Here is a 19,483-nt window from a genome sequence, read left to right as displayed (position 1 = left end):
GCAAGCCGATTTCAGGCAGGAACCCCCATGATCGATGCCTTCGAACTTCCCCGCACCCTGGCCCAGTCCCTTCAACGTCGCGCCGCGCAGACCCCGGACCAGATCGCTCTGCGTTTCCTGGCCGAGTCCGCCGAACACAGCGAGGTACTCAGCTACCGCGACCTCGACCTGCGCGCCCGTACCGTCGCCGCCGCCCTGCAGGCCAACGCCGACCTGGGCGACCGTGCGGTGCTGTTGTTCCCCAGCGGGGCGGACTATGTGGCGGCGTTCTTCGGTTGCCTGTACGCCGGGGTGATCGCGGTGCCGGCCTACCCGCCGGAGTCCAGTCGGCGTCATCACCAGGCGCGCTTGCTGTCGATCATTGCCGACGCCGAACCGCGCCTGTTGCTGACCATCGCCAGCCTCGGCGATGGCTTGGCGCAGATCGAAAATGCGCCGCCGGTGTTGACGGTCGATACCCTCGACAGCGCGCTTGCCGAGCGCTGGGTTGCCGCAGATGTGCAGCCCGACGACATCGCTTTCCTGCAATACACCTCGGGCTCCACCGCCTTGCCCAAGGGCGTGCAGGTCAGCCACGGCAATCTGGTCGCCAACGAAGTGCTGATCCGGCGCGGTTTCGGCATCGACCTGAACCCGGATGACGTGATCGTCAGTTGGCTGCCGCTGTACCACGACATGGGCCTGATCGGCGGCCTGCTGCAACCGATCTTCAGCGGCGTGCCCTGCGTGTTGATGGCGCCGGCGTACTTCCTCGGCCGGCCGCTGCGCTGGCTGGAAGCGATCAGCGAATACGGCGGCACCATCAGCGGCGGCCCGGATTTCGCCTACCGTTTGTGCAGCGAACGGGTCAGCGAGGCGGCCCTGGCACGCCTGGATTTGAGGCGCTGGCGCGTGGCCTATTCCGGCTCCGAGCCAATCCGCCTCGACACCCTGGAACGCTTCGCCGAGCAGTTCGCCCCGTGCGGTTTCACCCCGAACAGTTTCTTCGCCTCCTACGGCCTGGCCGAAGCGACCCTGTTTGTCGCCGGCGGCAGACGTGGCCACGGCATCCCGGCCCTGCGCCTGGATGCGCAGGCACTGGCCGCCAACCGCGCCGAGCCGGGGCAGGGCGCGGCGATCATGAGTTGCGGCACGTCTCAGCCGGACCATGCGGTGCTGATTGCCGACCCACACACGTTGTCCGAACTGCCTGACAACCACGTCGGCGAACTCTGGGCCAGCGGCCCGAGCATCGCCCACGGCTACTGGCGCAACCCCGAAGCCAGCGCCAAGACCTTCGTCCAGCACGCCGGCCGCACCTGGCTGCGCAGCGGCGACCTGGGTTTTATCCGCGAGGGCGAGGTGTACATCACCGGGCGCTTGAAAGACCTGCTGATCGTGCGCGGCCACAACCTCTACCCGCAGGACATCGAGCAGACCCTCGAGCGCGACGTGGAGGGGGTGCGCAAAGGCCGGGTCGCGGCGTTTGCGGTGAATGACCAGGGCCTGGAAGGCATCGGTATCGCCGCTGAGATCAGCCGCAGCGTGCAGAAAATCCTCGCGCCAGACGTGCTGATCAAAGCGCTCCGCCAAGCCGTGGCCGACGCCTATCAACAGGCGCCGTGCGTGGTGGTGTTGCTCAACCCCGGCGCACTGCCGAAGACCTCCAGCGGCAAGCTGCAGCGCTCGGCGTGCGCGTTGCGTCACGCCGAGGGCAGCCTCGACAGCTATGCGCAGTTCCCCGGTCTGCAAGCGCCGGCGAGTGATGTCGCGCTGGAGTCTGCCTTGCAAACCCAGATCGCGGCGATCTGGTGCGAGCAGTTGCAGGTGCCGGTGGTGGCGGCGGACGACCACTTCTTCCTGCTCGGCGGCAACTCCATTACCGCGACCCAGGTGGTTGCGCGCCTGCGCGAAAGCCTGGGCCTGGAACTGAACCTGCGCCTGTTGTTCGAAGCGCCGACCTTGGCGAACTTCGCCGCCAACGTGGCACAGTTGCAACAGGCGGGTGGCGTCGCCCAAGGTGCGATCCAGCGCTTGTCGCGCCAGGCCGAGTTGCCGCAATCCCTCGCGCAAAACCGTCTGTGGATCACCTGGCAACTCGACCCACGGAGCAGCGCGTACACCATCCCCGGTGCTCTGCGCTTGCGCGGTGAGCTGGATGAAGACGCGGTGCGCGCCAGCTTCGAGCAGCTGATCCAGCGCCACGAAGCCCTGCGCACGCGCTTCTACGAACGGGATGGGCAAGCCTTCCAGCGGGTGCTGGCCAGCAGCGAATTCAACCTGCGTGTCATCGACCTCAGCGACCTGCCCGCCGCCGAACGCGAAGCCCGTGCGCAACAGATCCGCGAGGACCAGGCGCGCAGCGCGTTCGACCTGGAAAACGGCCCGCTGCTGTGGGTGAGCCTGGTGCGTCTGGACGACGAAGATCATCAGTTGTTGGTGACGCTGCATCACATCATCGCCGACGGTTGGTCGCTGAACATCCTCATCGATGAGTTCTCGCGCCTGTACGCTGCGGCATCTCAGGGCCAGCCCCTGCTGCAACTGCCGCCACTGGCGGTGCAATACGCCGACTACGGCAACTGGCAGCGCCAGTGGTTGGCCGAGGGCGAAGGCCAGCGGCAACTGGCGTACTGGAAGGCTCAGTTGGGGGATGAACACCCGGCGTTGAGCCTGGCCACCGATCACCCGCGTGCGGCGCAGCAACGCCACACTGCTTCGCGCCACAGCGTGCGCCTGGGCGCCAGCCTCGGCGCGGCGATTCGCCAGACCGCCCAGGCCAATGAATCGACGCCGTTCATGCTGTTGCTCGCGGCGTTCCAGACCTTGCTCTATCGCTACAGCGGCCAGCGCGACATCCGCATCGGCGTGCCCAACGCCAACCGCCCGCGCCAGGAAACCCAGGGCCTGATCGGTTTCTTTATCAACACCGTGGTGCTGCGCGCCGAACTGGATGGGCGTTTGCCGTTCAATCAGTTGTTGGCGGCTACTCGCCAGGCAGCATTGGGCGCCCAGGCCCATCAAGATTTGCCCTTCGAACAACTGCTCGAAGCATTCCCCCGCGCCCGCGAACAGGGCCTGTTCCAAGTGATGTTCAACCATCAGCAACGCGACCTCAGCGCCTTGCATCGCCTGCCGGGCCTGCTCGCCGAGGAGCTGCCTTGGCACAGCCGCGAAGCCAAGTTCGACCTGCAACTGCACAGCGAAGAAGACCGCAACGGGCGCCTGAGTCTGTCGTTCGACTACGCCGATGAATTGTTCGAAACCACCACTATCCAACGTCTGGCCGAGCACTTCATCCACCTGCTGCACGCCGTGTGCGAGCAACCGCAGCTCGCCCTCGGCGACCTCAAGCTGATGCACCACGACGAGCAGCGGCCCTGGAGCGAAGCGCCTTGCGCGGCGGCCCAGCAATGGTTACCCGAACGGCTCAACAGGCAAACTTCGGACAGCACTGCGCTGGTCTGGCAGGGCGGCAGCCTGAGCTTCGCCCAACTGCACACGCAGGCCAACCGCCTGGCCCATTACCTGCGCGACAAAGGCGTCGGCCCTGACGTGTGCGTGGCCATCGCCGCCGAGCGTTCGCCGCAGTTGCTGATCGGCCTGCTGGCGATCATCAAGGCCGGTGGCGCCTACGTGCCGCTGGACCCGGATTACCCTGCCGAGCGCCTGGCCTACATGCTCAAGGACAGCGGCGTACACCTGCTGCTGACCCAGACCGCGTTGCTGGAGCAATTACCCACGGCCGAAGGTGTCTGCGTCATCGCCATGGACAGCCTGCACCTCGACAGTTGGCCGACCCAGCCGCCGGGGCTGTATCTGGAAGGCGACCACCTTGCCTATGTGATCTACACCTCCGGCTCCACCGGCCAACCCAAGGGCGTGGCTAACACCCATGCGGCCCTGGCCGAGCGCTTGCAGTGGATGCAGGCTACCTACGCGCTGAATGAAACCGACGTGCTGCTGCAAAAAGCGCCGATCAGTTTTGACGTGTCGGTGTGGGAATGCTTCTGGCCGCTGATCACCGGCTGCCGCCTGGTGCTGGCGGGGCCGGGCGAGCAGCGCGATCCGCAGCGCATTGCCCAATTGGTGCAGGCACATGGCGTGACCACGCTGCACTTTGTGCCGCCGCTGTTGCAGTTGTTTATCGACGAGCCGTTGGCGGCCGAATGCACCAGCCTGCGCCGTCTGTTCTGCGGCGGCGAAGCCTTGTCTGCAGAGTTGCGCAATCGCGTGCTTGCGCGGTTGCCGGCGGTGCAATTGCACAACCGTTATGGTCCGACCGAAACCGCGATCAACGTCACCCACTGGCATTGCCAGGCCGAGGATGGCGAGCGCTCGCCGATTGGCCGGCCGCTGGGCAATGTGATCTGCCGCGTGCTCGACGAGCAGCTCAACCCGTTGCCGGCCGGTGTGCCGGGCGAACTGTGCATCGGCGGCATCGGCCTGGCACGCGGTTATCTCGGCCGGGCCGGGCTCACCGCCGAACGCTTTGTCGCCGACCCGCTGGGCGCGCCGGGCACGCGCCTGTATCGCAGCGGTGACCGCGCACGCTGGAGCGTAGACGGCGTGCTCGACTACCTCGGGCGTCTCGATCAGCAGGTCAAGTTGCGCGGCTTTCGCGTGGAACCGCAAGAAATCGAAGCGCGCCTGCTGGCCCTCGACGGTATCGCCCAGGCCGTGGTGCTGGTACGTGATGATCAACTGATCGGCTACTACACCGCGACTGCGGCGTTGGACGCACAGGCCGTCAAAGCCGCCCTGGCCGCCGAGTTGCCGGAGTACATGGTGCCCGCGCACCTGATGTGCCTGGCCGCTATGCCCCTGAGCCCGAGCGGCAAGCTGGACCGTCGTGCGCTGCCGGAACCGGTGTGGCAAACCCGCGAACACGTTGAACCGCAAACCCCGTTGCAGCAGCAGATTGCGGCGATCTGGCGCGAAGTGCTGGGCCTGCCACGGATCGGCCTGTGCGATGACTTCTTCGCCCTCGGCGGCCATTCATTGCTGGCCACGCAAATCATCTCGCGCACCCGCCAGGCGTGTGACGTCGAGCTGCCGTTGCGCACCCTGTTCGAAGCCAGCGAGCTGGGCGCGTTTGCCGAGCGAGTCGGGCTGATCCAGGCCGCAGGCCAACGTAATCAACAGACGGCAATCACCAAGGTCGACCGCAGCCGGCCGGTGCCGCTGTCCTATTCCCAGCAGCGCATGTGGTTCCTCTGGCAGTTGGAACCGCACAGCCCGGCGTACAACGTCGGTGGCATGGCGCGTTTGCGCGGGGTGCTCGACGTGGGGCGTTTCGAGGCGGCGTTGCAGGCCTTGATCCTGCGTCACGAAACCCTGCGCACCACCTTCCCGAGCGTCGATGGCGTGGCCCATCAACAGGTGTCGGCGCAGACCGGCCTGCGCATGGGCTGGCAGGATTTCTCGGCGCTGAACCCCATCGAGCGCGAGCAACGCTTGCAGCAGTTGGCCGATGTCGAGGCGCACACGCCGTTCAACCTGGAAACCGGGCCGCTGTTGCGCGTGTGCCTGGTCAAGGCCGGCGCGCAGGAACATTACCTGGTGCTGACCTTGCACCATATCGTCACCGAAGGCTGGGCGATGGACATCTTTGCCCGTGAACTCAGCGTGCTGTACGAGGCGTTTATCGACGAGTGCGACTCGCCGCTGGCGCCGCTGCCGGTGCAGTACCTCGACTACAGCGTGTGGCAGCGCCAGTGGCTGGAGTCCGGCGAGCGCCAGCGCCAGCTCGATTATTGGATCGCGCAGTTGGGCCATGAGCACCCGCTGCTGGAACTGCCCGGCGACCGCCCGCGTCCGCCGGTGCAAAGCCACCGGGGCGAGCTGTACCGTTTTGACTTGAACGACGAACTGGCGGCACGTGTTCGGGCTTTCAATGCCGAGCGCGGTCTCACCCTGTTCATGACCATGACCGCTACCCTGGCGGTGTTGCTCTACCGCTACAGCGGCCAGACCGACTTGCGCATCGGCGCCCCGGTGGCCAACCGGATTCGCCCGGAGAGTGAAGGGCTGATCGGTGCCTTCCTCAACACCCAGGTGCTGCGGTGCCAGCTCAATGGGCAGATGAACGTCGCTGAGTTGTTCGAGCATGTGCGCCACACCGTGATCGAGGGTCAGTCCCATCAGGACCTGCCGTTCGACCATCTGGTGGACGCGCTGCAACCGCCGCGCAGCGCGGCGTACAACCCGCTGTTCCAAGTGATGTGCAACGTGCAGCGCTGGGAATTCCAGCAACGCCGCCAACTGGCCGGCATGACCGTCGAGTACCTGGCCAACGATGCGCGTGCGACCAAGTTTGACCTCAACCTGGAAGTCACCGACCTCGACCATCGCCTGGGATGCTGCCTGACCTACAGCACCGATTTGTTCGACGAGCCGCGCATTGCGCGCATGGCCGAGCATTGGCGCAACCTGCTCGAAGCGCTGATCGCCGATCCGCAGCAGCGCCTCAGCGAATTGCCGATGCTCAGTGCCGACGAGCAGCACGCGTTGCAGCGCAGCCTGGGGACCGACGCGGCTGAGCAGCGCCTCGACCAGTGCCTTCACTCACTGTTCAGCCAGCAGGCGCTGGCCCGTGCCGACGCGCCGGCGCTGACGTTTGCCGGCGAGACCCTCAGCTACCGTGAACTGAACGCCCGCGCCAACCGCCTGGCCTGGATGCTGCGCGAGCGTGGCGTCGGCCCGCAGGTGCTTGTCGGCCTGGCGTTGCCGCGCTCCCTGGAAATGGTCATCGGCCTGCTGGCGATTCTCAAGGCCGGCGGCGCCTATGTGCCGTTGGACCCGGAGTACCCGCTGGACCGCCTGCATTACATGATCGAAGACAGCGGCATCGGCCTGCTGCTCAGTGATGCGGCGATGTTCGCCGCCCTCGGTGAACTGCCGGCGACGCTGGCGTGCTGGTGCCTGGAAGACGACCTGCCGGTGCTGGCGAACTACCCGGCCAGCGAGCTGCCGTTGCTCAGCCTGGCGCAACACCCGGCGTACCTGATCTACACCTCCGGGTCCACCGGTAAGCCGAAAGGCGTGGTGGTGTGCCACGGCGAAATCGCCATGCACTGCCAGGCGGTGATCGAGCGCTTCGGCATGCGCCCGGACGACTGCGAACTGCACTTTTACTCAATCAACTTCGACGCCGCCACCGAACGTTTGCTGGTGCCGTTGCTCAGCGGTGCGCAGGTGGTATTGCGCGCCCAGGGCCAGTGGGATGCCGAGGAAATCTGTGGGCTGATTCGCACCCATCGCATCAACATCCTCGGCTTCACCCCGAGCTACGGCAGCCAGTTGGCGCAATGGCTGGCGACCCAGCAGCAGACCTTGCCGGTGCGCATGTGCATCACCGGCGGCGAGGCGCTGACCGGCGAACACTTGCAGCGCATCCGCGCCGCGTTCCAGCCGCAGGTGTTTTTCAACGCCTACGGCCCGACTGAAACCGTGGTGATGCCGCTGGCCGGCCTCGCGCCGCAGCACCCGGAAGAGGGCGCCGGCAGCGTGCCGATCGGCAGCCTCATCGGCGCCCGCGTGGCCTACATTCTCGACGCCGACCTGGCCTTGGTGCCGCAAGGCGCGAGCGGCGAGTTGTACGTCGGCGGGGCAGGTCTGGCACAGGGTTATCACCAGCAGCCGGGGATGACGGCGGAGCGTTTTGTCGCGGACCCGTTCGCGGCCCATGGCGGCCGCCTGTACCGTACCGGCGACCTGGTGCGCCAACGTGCAGACGGGCAGGTGGAGTACCTGGGGCGGATCGACCATCAGGTGAAGATTCGCGGTTTCCGCATCGAACTCGGCGAGATCGAAACGCGCCTGCTCGAACATCCCGCCGTGCGTGAAGCGGTGGTGCTGGCGCTGGATTCGCCGAGCGGCAAACAGTTGGTGGCGTATCTGGTCAGCGACGCCGAGCACGGCCCGTTGCGCGATGCCTTGAAGACCCACCTCAAGGCGCAACTGCCGGACTACATGGTGCCCGCCCATGTGCTCGTGTTGGACAGCATGCCGCTGACCGCCAACGGCAAGCTCGACCGCCGCGCCTTACCCGCGCCCGATCCCGAGGCGAATCGCCAACACTACGTGGCGCCGCGCAACGCGCTGGGGCAGACGTTGGCGGCGATCTGGTGTGCGGTGTTGAACGTGCAGCAGGTCGGCCTCGACGATAACTTCTTTGAACTGGGCGGTGATTCGATCCTGTCGATCCAGGTGGTCAGCCGTGCGCGCCAGGCCGGGATTCACTTCAGCCCCCGCGATGTGTTCCAGCACCAGACCGTCCAGAGCCTGGCTGCCGTCGCCACGCGCGCCGAGCAGGTCACTGCTGAGCAAGGTGTGCTGACCGGCCGTTCAGGGCTCACGCCGATCCAGCAGTGGTTCTTCGACAGCGAGATCCCGGCGCGTCAGCACTGGAACCAGGCCTTGGTGCTCAAACCGCTGCTACTGCTCGATCCCCATCGCCTGGAGCAAGCCCTGCTGGCGGTGCTGGAACACCATGACGCGCTGCGCCTGAGTTTCACCCGACGCGACGCGCAATGGCACGCCGAGCACCTGGCCGTGCCGCAGGGCGGCGTGCTGATGCAGGCGCACGTGCGCGATTTGCAGCAGTGCTCGGCGTTGTTCAGCGACACCCAACGCAGCCTCGACCTGGCGCACGGCCCACTGTTGCGCGCATTGCTGGTGGACGGCCCGCACGGCCAGCAGCGCCTGCTGATCGTGATCCATCACTTGGTGGTGGATGGTGTGTCGTGGCGTGTGTTGCTCGAGGACCTGCAAAACGTCTATCGCCAATTGAGCGATGGCCACTCTGTCAGCCTGCCGGCCAAGACCAGTGCCTTGCGCGATTGGGCGGCCCGTTTGCAGGCTTATGCCGGCAGCGAATCCCTGCGCGAAGAGTTGACGCTGTGGCAGGACCAGTTGGCCGGCGCGGTGCCGGCCTTGCCGGTAGCGCGCCCGCACGGTGGGTTGCGCCATCGCGATGCCGAGACGCTCAGCGTGCGCCTGGATGCCGAACACACCCGGCAGTTGCTGCAACAGGCCCCCAGCGCTTACCGCACCCAGGTCAACGACCTGCTGCTGACCGCCCTGGCCCGCGTGCTGTGCCGCTGCAGCGGTCACGCTTCGGCGCTGATCCAGTTGGAAGGCCACGGCCGCGAAACCCTGTTCGATGAGATCGACCTGACCCGTAGCGTCGGCTGGTTCACCAGCGCCTATCCGGTGCGCCTGACGCCGCTGGCGGAGCAGGGCGCATCGATAAAAGCCATCAAGGAGCAATTGCGCGGCGTGCCGCACAAGGGCCTGGGCTATGGCGTGCTGCGCTACCTGGCGGACGACCTGTGCCAGCAGACCCTGGCCGCACTGCCGAGTGCCGACGTCAGCTTCAACTACCTCGGCCAGTTCGACCAGAGCTTTGGCGCCGATGCACTGTTCCACCCGCTGGACGAATCCGCCGGCCTCGCCCATGACCCGGATGCGCCGCTGCCCAGCGAACTGAGTGTCGACAGCCAGGTGTACGGCGGCGAACTGGTGCTGCGCTGGACCTTCAGCCGCGCACGTCACGATCACCAGACGATTGGCGACTTGGCCGCCGCCTACCTGGCCGAACTGCACAGCCTGATCGACCATTGTCTCGAGGCCGATGCCGGCGGCCTGACGCCCTCCGACTTCCCCCTGGCGCGCCTGACCCAGGCGCAGTTGGACGCGTTGCCGGTGCCTGCCAGTGCCATCGAAGACGTGTACCCGCTGACCCCGATGCAGGAAGGCCTGCTGCTGCATACCCTGCTTGAACCGGGCACCGGCCTCTACTACATGCAGGACCGCTACCGCATCAACAGTGCTCTGGACCCCGAGCGTTTCGCCCAGGCCTGGCAAGCGGTGATCGCCCGTCACGAAGCCTTGCGCGCCTCGTTCTGCTGGAACGTCGGCGAGGACATGCTGCAAGTGATCCACAAACCCGGCAGTACGCCGATCGAGTACCTGGACTGGAGCGCCGTTGCAGAGGCCGAACAGGAACCGCGTCTGCAAGCCCTGCTCAAGGCCGAACGCGAAGCCGGTTTCGATCTGCTCAACCAGGCGCCGTTCCACCTGCGCCTGATTTGCGTCGGTGAAGCGCGCTACTGGTTCATGATGAGCAACCACCACATCCTGATCGATGCCTGGTGCCGTTCGTTGTTGATGAATGACTTCTTCGACCTCTACACGGCCCTCGGCGCAGGCCGCGATGCGCAACTGGCCACGCCGCCGCGTTATCGCGACTACATTGCCTGGCTGCAACGCCAAAACCTGAGTCAGGCGCGCCAGTGGTGGCAGCACAACCTGCTGGGCTTCGAGCGCACCACGCCGATCCCCAGCGACCGGCCGTTCCTGCGTGAACACGCCGGTGGCAGCGGCGGCATGGTGGTGGGCGATTGCTACACCCGCCTCGATGCCCGCGAGGGTGTGCAACTGCGCGAACTGGCCCAGGCCCATCAACTGACCGTCAACACCTTCGCCCAGGCCGCCTGGGCCCTGGTGCTGCGGCGCTTGAGCGGCGAGCGTGACGTGCTGTTCGGCGTCACCGTGGCCGGGCGTCCGGTGGACATGCCGGACATGCAACGTACCGTCGGCTTGTTCATCAACAGCATCGCGCTGCGCGTGAAGCTGCCCGAGGATGGCCAGCGTTGCAGCGTGCGCCAATGGTTGAGTGGCCTGCTCGACAGCAATATGCAACTGCGCGAGTACGAATACTTGCCGCTGGTGACGATCCAGGAACTCAGCGAACTGCCCAAGGGCCAGCCGCTGTTCGACAGCCTGTTCGTGTTCGAAAACGCTCCGGTGGAAGTCTCGGTGCTCGACCGTGCGCAAAGCCTGAATGCCACGTCGGACTCCGGTCGCACCCACACGAACTTCCCGCTGACGGCGGTGTGCTATCCGGGCGATGAGCTCGGTTTGCACCTGTCCTATGACCAGCGCTATTTCGATGAAAGCACCGTGCAAGGCATGCTGGGCGAGTTCAAACGCCTGCTGCTGGCGCTGGTGCAGGGTTTTCATGGCGACATGGCCGACCTGCCGCTGATAAGCGCGCAGGAGCGTGAATTGCTGGTACACGGCTGCAACCAGAGTGCGCACGCCTATCCACTGGAGCGCAGCTATATCGAGCTGTTCGAAACACAGGTGGCGCAGCATCCGGAGCGCATCGCCGCCACCTACCTCGACCAACACTGGACTTACGCCGAGTTGAACCGGCGCAGTAACGGCCTCGGCCATGCGTTGATCGCGGCGGGTGTCGGCCTGGATCAGCCGGTGGCATTGCTGGCGGAGCGTAATCTCGATGTGCTCGGCATGATCATCGGTAGCTTCAAAGCCGGGGCCGGTTACCTGCCGCTCGACCCGGGGCTGCCGAGTCAGCGTCTGAGGCGGATCATCGAGCTGAGCCGCACCCCGTTGTTGGTGTGTACCGAGGCGTGTCGCGAGCAGGCCATCGAGTTGCTGCAAGGTGTCGAATGCCAGTTGCTGGTGTGGGAGGACGTGCCTGGCCGTGGGGCAAACCCAGGGATCTACAGTGGCCCGGACAACCTTGCGTATGTGATCTATACCTCGGGCTCCACCGGCCTGCCCAAAGGCGTGATGGTCGAACAGCGCGGCATGCTCAACAACCAGTTGAGCAAGGTGCCGTACCTGGACCTGAGCCCGGTGGACGTGATTGCGCAAACCGCCTCGCAAAGTTTCGATATCTCTGTGTGGCAGTTCCTTGCCGCGCCGTTGTTTGGTGCGCGGGTGGATATTGTGCCGAATGCGGTCGCTCACGATCCGCAAGGCTTGCTGGCGCATGTGCAGGCCCAGGGCATCACCGTATTGGAAAGCGTGCCGTCGCTGATCCAGGGCATGCTGGCCGAGGAACGCATCGGCCTGGACGGCCTGCGCTGGATGTTGCCGACGGGTGAAGCGCTGCCGCCGGAACTCGCGCAGCAGTGGTTGCTGCGCTACCCCGAGATCGGCTTGGTTAACGCTTATGGTCCGGCGGAATGTTCGGATGACGTGGCGTTCTTCCGTGTCGACCTGGCCTCGACCCGTGGCACTTACCTACCGATTGGTACGCCGACCGACAACAACCGCTTGTACGTGCTGGACGCTGCGCTGGCGTTGGTGCCGCAGGGCGTGGTGGGCGAGTTGTGCGTGGCCGGCACCGGCGTTGGTCGCGGTTACGTCAGCGACCCGCTGCGCACCGCCCAGGTGTTCGTGCCCAACCCGTTTGGCGCTGCGGGCGAGCGTCTGTACCGCAGCGGCGACCTCGCACGGCGGCGCAGCGATGGCGTGCTGGAGTACGTCGGGCGTATCGACCATCAGGTGAAAATCCGCGGCTACCGCATCGAACTGGGTGAAATCGAAGCGCGCCTGCATGAACAAGCGGCAGTGCGCGACGCGGCGGTTGGCGTGCAAGACGGCGTCAACGGCAAACACCTGGTCGGTTACCTGGTAGCTGACGACGCCAGTCTCAACCCCAGCGAGCGCCTCGATCGCATCAAACAACGCCTGTGCGCCGAACTGCCGGAATACATGGTGCCGCTGCACTGGCTCTGGCTCGAGCGCCTGCCGCTCAATGCCAATGGCAAACTCGACCGTAACGCCTTGCCGGCCCTGGAGATCGGCCAGTTGCACGACCAGGCCTACCTGGCGCCGCGCAATGCACTGGAAGGTACGTTGGCCGCGATCTGGGCCGAGGTGCTCAACGTCGACCGGGTGGGGGTGCAGGACAACTTCTTCGAACTGGGCGGGCACTCGTTGCTGGCCACGCAGATCGCCTCGCGCGTGCAGAAAACCTTGCAAAGGGATGTGCCGTTGCGGGCGATGTTCGAATGCAGCACGGTGGCGCAGTTGGCCGAGTACATCGATGGGCTGGCGGTGACTGCGATCAGTGCCGAGAAGGTGGATCGGTTGAGTGATTTGATGGCGGAGTTGGAAGGCTTGTAGTTTTCGTTGCCTGGACTGACGCTATCGGGGGCAAGCCCCCTCCCACATTTGAACGCATGAACCCGGTCGAGTGTGGGAGGGGGCTTGCCCCCGATAGCATCAGCCCAGGCGCCGGCTATTTCGGCCCAAGGATCTTCACCAACTTATCCGGCGACGGCGCCCCTTGCTGTTGCTGCAACCCGCCCTTGTCATCCAGATAGAAAATCGCCGGCGTCGCCGACAACTCCAACTCTTCCATCAACTTCATATTGGCATCGAGCTTGGCTTCAATATTGGCAGGGATTTTGTCCAGCGCCTGCAACTTGCTGCCCTTGCCGGCCGCTTCGTGTTCTTGCAGGGCTTTTTGCGGGTCTTGGCTGGCCAGCAGGGCGGCGGATTTGCCTGGGCTGTCTTCGCGGATGATACCGACCATGATGTGGCGCAACTGCACCTTGCCGGCCTTCACCCATGGCCGGGCCTGTTCCCAGAACATGTTGCAGTACGGGCAGTTGGGGTCGCTGAACAGGTAGACCGTGCGCGGCGCGTTGGTGTCGCCGTCCTGGATCCAGCTGCTTTTTTCCATCTTGGCCCAGACTTCCTTGGCCATCGGTGCGTACACCAGTTTTTCCAGGGGCGCGCTGCTCAGGTCATTGCCCTGGGCGTCGTACAGGTTGCCGGCGAGCACGCTTTTGCCGTCGGCGGTCAGGTAAAGCGCCATGCCCCGGTTCTGGTACTGCGCGGCGTAGCCGGTGAGGCCGCTGGGGGCGTCGAACTTGCCGAGGATCTTGGCGCCCTTGGCTTCGATCTGTTTGATCGGTGCCGGCCAGTCTTCGGCCTGGGCCAGGGTGGCGGCCAGCGTGAGTGGCAGCAGGGTCAGCAAGTGGCGGAGGCGAGGCATGTCGGTTTCCTTTCAGTGGCGATGTCGAAGGGTTCCATGGCACGGGCCAGGCTGGCCTGGGACAGTTCACCGAGGTGGCTGTTGATCAGGCGTCCATCGGCTTGGTAGAACAGCGTGGTCGGCAAGGCCATGGAGCCCACGGCCTGGCCGAGGCGGCCGCTGGCGTCGAACAATACGTTGTCCAGGGTCAGGCCCTGGGTGGCCAGGTAGGTGCTGACGCTTTGCATGCTTTCGGCCTGGTTGACGAACAGGAAGGTCACGTCGGGGCGTTGGCGTTGGGCGCGTTCCAGGACCGGCATTTCCCGGCGGCACGGCGGGCACCAGGTGGCCCACAGGTTGATCACCAGCGGGCCGCCCTGGTAGTCCGCCAGTTGCACCACTTCGCCATTCGCGTTGCGCAGGGTGATGTCCGGCACGCGCGAGCCTTTGTCATACAGGCTCAGCGACAGGCTGGTCATGCCCCAGAACAGCAGGCCGGTGATCACCCCGGCACTCAACGGTTTGCGCAGGGCCGGGCGGCGCCAGCCGTACAGCAGCGCGCCGAGGATCAGTGCAATGACGCCGGGCCAGGCGAGAAAGCCGCCGTCGCGCAGGTCGACGATCTGCAACGGGTCGTTGCGATAATAACTCCAGTACATCAGCACAAAGCTGATGCGGGCTGCCAACATGCCCAGCAGGAACAGGTAGAACAGCACCGACTCCGGGTTTTCCCCGCCACGCTTGGCCACGCGCCACCCCACCAGGGTGGCGAGAATCAGCGCGCTGATCAGCAGGATGTGATTCAGGGCGATGGCGAAGGTGCCGATGGTCAGGGTCAGCATCAGCGGGCGTCCCGCGTCTGGGTCCAGCGTTGCAGGAACGTATCGGCATCGACTTCGCCGGTGATGCGCCGGGCGCGGCGTTCTTCACCGTCCGGGCCGATCCATACGAAGCTCGGTGGCCCCGGCACTTTGTAGCGGCCCAGCAGGGCGCGGCTGGCGGCGTTGTCGGCGGTGACGTCGAGGCGCAGCAGGCGCACGTCTTTCAGGGCGTCCATCACGTGGGGTTTACCGAACACCTGTTTTTCCATGATCTTGCACGACACGCACCAGTCGGCGTAGTAATCGACCAGTACCCATTGGCCCTGGGCCTTGGCGCTGTCGAGCTGGCTTTGCAGCACGGCCGGGTCGTTGATGGTCATAAACGCGTCGTGGGCGGTCGGCGCGCTGGTGATCCGCGAGCCGCTGTAGACCTTCAACGGTTGCCACACATCATCGCTGCCACCCGCCGCGCCGACCATCAGCAGGCCGCCCCACAACCCGAGCACCACGGAAACCGCGCCGGACAGCATGGCGACACGCCCGAAATCCTGGGCCAGGCGCCAGCCGCAATAGGCCATGGCGATGGCCAGCGCGCCCCACAGGCCGAGCCACAGGTTTTCCCCGACCACCGGGCGAATCATCAGCACGGCGGTGGCCAGGAACAGGAAGCCGAACACGCCCTTGAGCACATTCATCCAGGTGCCTGGCTTGGGCAGGAAGCGGTTGCCCACGGTCACCAGCAGCAACAGTGGAATGCCGATGCCGATGCCCATGGCGAACAGGATCAGCCCGCCGTGCAGGGCGTTACCGCTCTGGGCGATATAGAGCAGGGCACCGGCCAGGGGCGCGGTCATGCAGGGGCCGACCAACAGGCCGGACAGCGCGCCGAGCACCCCGGCGCCGATCAGGCTGCCGCCACGCTGGTTGCGGCTGACGTTGTCCAGACGATCACGCACGGCCACCGGCAGTTGCAGTTCAAAGAAGCCGAACATCGGCAGGGCCAGGATTACAAACAAGGCGGCGAAGCTGCCGAGTATCCACGGGGTTTGCAGCAGTGCGGCAAGGTTGCTGCCGAGCGACGCGGCCACTACGCCCAGCGCGGCATACACCAGCGCCATGCACATCACGTAGCTGCCGGCCAACGCAAAACCGCGACGCGGGCTGGCGCCGCTGCCGACCACCAGGCCGGCGAGGATGGGCAACATCGGCAACGAACACGGGGCAAACGCCAGCAACAGGCCCAAGCCGAAGAACACCAGCAGGCTCCACCCCAGGCTGCGCTGTTGCAGGCCGCTGGCCAGGCTCTGGTCCTGGGCTTGTGCGGTGGCGGCGACGGCCGGATTGCCGCCCAGGTCCACGCTGATCGACTGCGGCGGGTAGCACAGGCCGGCATCGGCACAGCCCTGCCAGCCCAGTTTGACCTGGCCGGTCACCCCCGCAGGAATCTTCACTTCCAGGCCTTGGCGGTACACTTGCTGCTCGCCGAAGAACTCATCGCTATGGGCTTCACCCTCGGGCAGCGCCGGCTTTTCGGCGAGGCCGTCGAACTTCATGCGCTGCTGGTACAGGTAATAACCATCGGCAATCTGCCAATACAGCTGGGTTTCGCCGGACTCCAGGCGTTCGGAGGTAAAGGTGAAGGCCTTGGCTACCGGGAGAAAATCGGGTTTGGTCTCGAACGGGTTACCCGGCGCGGCCTGGGCGAATCCCGCGAACAACATCAGCAGTAAGGTAAATAGATGCCGCATGGTCAAGCCTTAGTTCGATGCAAGTGAGGCACACAATGTGTGGCGTTGATTAACCGATGATTAACCGGACGCTATTCTAGAGTGTAGGGAATATCTGATGTTGCGAACTTTGGCGGCATAATGCGCGCTTAATCGATCTGTCTTCTAATTCCCCCATCTTTCATGAAGGGTTCAGCATGCACGTACTGGTCTGTGAAGACGACGAACTGATCGCCAGCGGCATCGTGGCCGGCCTCGGCGCCCAGGGCTTTACCGTCGAGCGCGTCGCCACCGCTGCTGCCGCGCGGGCAATGCTCAAGGCTGCCGAATTCGACATCATGGTGCTCGACCTCGGGCTGCCCGACGAAGACGGCCTCAAGTTGCTGCAACAGCAGCGCAGCCAGGGCCTGGAAATTCCGGTGCTGATCCTCACCGCGCGGGATTCGGTGACCAACCGCGTCGACGGCCTGCAAGCCGGTGCCGACGATTACCTGCTCAAGCCCTTCGACCTGCGCGAGCTCGCCGCGCGCCTGCAAACCTTGCTGCGCCGCGTGGCGGGGCGCAGCGTCAACCTGATCGAGCACGGCCGTCTCACTTACGACCCGAGCAGCCGCGAAACCCTGCTGGCCGGGCAATCCGTGGACCTTTCCCGCCGCGAACAAGCGCTGTTGCAGGCGCTGCTGCACAACAAGGGCCGCGTGCTCTCCAGCGAACAGCTCAAAGACAGCGTCTACGGCTTCAACGACGAACTGGAAAGCAACGCCCTCAACGTGCATATCCACCATTTGCGGCGCAAATTGGGCAACGGCATCGTCGAAACAGTACGTGGCCTGGGTTACCGCCTGGGCCCGGCGGATGGTGGAGATAGCCCCCCGTGATGAGCCTGCGTCTGCGCCTGACCTTCAAGCTCGGCGCCGCTTTTGTGTTGATCTGGGCGCTGGCGGCTGCCTGGATGCTCAACGATCTGCGCAACCAGATGATGTTCTCCCTCGACCAGCGCCTGGTCGCGTCGGCGCGCATGGTCGCCGGTTTGACGGAGCAGATGCCGGGCCTGGCAAGCAGCGCCGAGGGCAAGCACTTCAGCGCCGAGCAACTGAATGTGCCGGGCGGCATGGCCTGTCAGGTCAGTTCCTTGCGCGGCGAAGTGTTGGCGCGCAGCCACACCACTCCGGACCAGGGGCTGGAATCCCATCGCAGCGGTTTTCGCGACCAGATCATCGACGGCGCGGCGTGGCGCAGCTTTACCCTGAGCCGTGGCGATCTGTTCATTACCACCGCCGACCGCCAGGTCGAGCGCGAGGCGTTGAACCTGTCGATTCTGCTGGCGGCCTCGGTGCCGGTCGGTGTGGCGTTGTTGGGCTGCCTGTGCCTGCTGTGGCTGGGGATCGGGCAAAGCCTGCTGCCGCTCAATCGCATGCGTGACGCATTGATGCGGCGCAGTGCCGATTCCCTCGAGCCGCTGCAGATCCACCCGCTGCCCAGCGAGTTGAAACCGCTGCTCGACACCCAGAACCAACTGTTGCAGCGCATCGCCAAGACCATCGAACGCGAACGGCGCCTCACCGGCGACGCCGCCCACGAACTGCGCAGCCCGCTGACTGCGATCAAGACCCACCTGCAAGTGGCGCGCATGACCGAAGGCGCGGCCCGCGATCAGTCCCTGGCCCATGCCGAGGAGGGCGCCGACCGCCTACATCGTACCCTCGAGCAATTGCTCTTGCTGGCGCGAGTGGAGGGCAGCCTGTCGTTCGACGACGGCTTGCAGTCCAGCGCCGAGCAAGTCGCGCGGTTGGCGATCCAGGACGCCAACGCCGGCGACAACCAGCGTATCGACCTGATCCTGCCGGAAAATCTCAGCGACACCCCGGTGGAAATGCCGGTGGGCCTGGCCGTCGCTGCCCTGCGCAACCTGCTGGACAACGCCCTGCGCCATACTCCGGGCGATACCCGGGTGGAGCTCAGTGTATTGATGGCCGGCGATCAGGTGGTGTTCCGCGTGCGTGACCATGGCCAACAGATCGCCAGCGAAGACCTGCAATACCTGACCCAGCGCTTCTGGCGCAACGGCAACAGCGAGGGTTGTGGCCTGGGCCTGGCGATTGTGCAGGCGATTGTCCAACGCTGCTCCTGCTCGTTGACGTTCGATAGCCAGCCGGATGGCCTGCGGGTCGATTTGGGCATGCCGCTGCGTCGCTGATCACCGTTCTTTCGCGTGCCAAATAGTTACCGCCCGCCTGACGTTCAACCCTTCAGGATGGCGGTCATTGTTTTGCGCTTGAACGGGCCGAATGACTCGGCCTGTACCGAAAAGGACGATTCTTATGTTGGTCATCGATACCAGTTTCCCCGCCAAGGACTTCAACGAACGCAACGGCGAGCCCGTGGGGCAAGTGGTCCTGCATTACACCGCCGCGCCCTTTATGTCATCCCTGCAGACCCTGACGCGGCACGGTGTCAGTGCGCACTATCTGCTGCCTGATCCGGCCGAGCCCGGCTACCGCGCCGCCGGTTATGACGAGTTGCGCGTGTTCCGCCTGGTGGATGAGGCGCAGCGTGCCTGGCATGCCGGGGTGAGCCACTGGGGCGGGCGGGATAACCTCAATAGCCGCGCGATCGGCATCGAGATCGTCAACCAGGCGCGCGATGAGGACGGCGTGTTTACCTTTCCTGCGTACCCTCGGGAGCAGGTGGATGTATTGATCGAATTGCTGCGCGACATCCTTGCGCGTTACCCGCACATCGGTCCGACCGAGATCCTCGGGCATTCGGATGTGGCGTATTGGCGCAAGAGTGATCCGGGGCCGCACTTGCCTTGGCGTTGCCTGTTCGAGGCGGGCGTGGGGGCCTGGTTCGATGAGGCGACGCGGGCGATGTACCAGCGCCGATTTTGTGTCGGGTTACCGCCCGAGGTGGAAGTGGAGCGTGCCTTTCAGCGCTACGGGTATAAACCGGCGCAGAATCGCCAGGCGTTCGAGCTGCGAACCCGCGCGTTTCAAATGCACTTTCGGGCCAGGGATTATTGTGGGTGCCTGGATGCCGAGACGTGTGCGATTTTGTATGCGCTGAACGACAAGTACCGGGGGCTTTGACGTCAAGCGCTGTCTCATTTGGCGCTTCATCCATCCGTAACTACCACAGCCCCTAAATCCTTT

7 protein-coding genes are annotated in these 19,483 nt (G+C 65.0%); 4 read left to right on the top strand and 3 right to left on the bottom strand.

The annotated features are described in order from the left end of the window. The first annotated feature begins 27 nt into the window (after nt 1–27). Nucleotides 28–12,927, top strand: coding sequence for a non-ribosomal peptide synthetase (locus ACS5Q8_RS20245; protein ID WP_465159365.1), 12,900 nt, complete (start codon nt 28–30; stop codon nt 12,925–12,927). Between the two features lie 115 nt (nt 12,928–13,042). Here ACS5Q8_RS20245 and dsbG read toward each other — a convergent pair whose 3' ends face one another. The 3 genes from dsbG to dsbD are packed head-to-tail and all read right to left on the bottom strand — an operon-like array spanning nt 13,043 to nt 16,352. Beyond that, nucleotides 13,043–13,804 (bottom strand): thiol:disulfide interchange protein DsbG, encoded by a 762-nt coding sequence (dsbG, locus tag ACS5Q8_RS20240; protein ID WP_276194174.1) that lies wholly within the window; start codon nt 13,802–13,804, stop codon nt 13,043–13,045. Next, entirely contained in the window at nt 13,780–14,625 is an 846-nt protein-coding gene (locus ACS5Q8_RS20235) for a TlpA disulfide reductase family protein (RefSeq protein WP_276194173.1), read from the bottom strand. Before ACS5Q8_RS20235 ends, dsbG begins: the two co-directional genes overlap by 25 nt. Further along, on the bottom strand, nt 14,625–16,352 hold the full coding sequence (gene dsbD, locus ACS5Q8_RS20230) for a protein-disulfide reductase DsbD (RefSeq protein ID WP_276194172.1): 1,728 nt from the start codon (nt 16,350–16,352) through the stop codon (nt 14,625–14,627). The genes ACS5Q8_RS20235 and dsbD overlap by 1 nt, the downstream gene beginning before the upstream one ends. Nucleotides 16,353–16,528: 176 nt before the next feature. Here dsbD and ACS5Q8_RS20225 point away from each other — a divergent pair, with 176 nt between their 5' ends. From ACS5Q8_RS20225 to ACS5Q8_RS20215, 3 genes are all read left to right on the top strand, one after another. Further along, entirely contained in the window at nt 16,529–17,209 is a 681-nt protein-coding gene (locus tag ACS5Q8_RS20225) for a response regulator (RefSeq protein ID WP_276194171.1), read from the top strand. Next, complete coding sequence (locus tag ACS5Q8_RS20220; RefSeq protein WP_465160370.1) at nt 17,209–18,528, top strand: ATP-binding protein; 1,320 nt, start codon at nt 17,209–17,211, stop codon at nt 18,526–18,528. Before ACS5Q8_RS20225 ends, ACS5Q8_RS20220 begins: the two co-directional genes overlap by 1 nt. Before the next feature lie 124 nt (nt 18,529–18,652). Continuing rightward, on the top strand, nt 18,653–19,420 hold the full coding sequence (locus ACS5Q8_RS20215) for an N-acetylmuramoyl-L-alanine amidase (protein WP_276194169.1): 768 nt from the start codon (nt 18,653–18,655) through the stop codon (nt 19,418–19,420). Nucleotides 19,421–19,483: the final 63 nt, after the last annotated feature.

The sequence above is a fragment of the Pseudomonas sp. PAMC25584 genome, assembly GCF_058135675.1.
The sequence above is the reverse complement of the archived record's forward strand: the minus strand, read 5'-3'. Positions and strand labels throughout refer to the sequence as shown.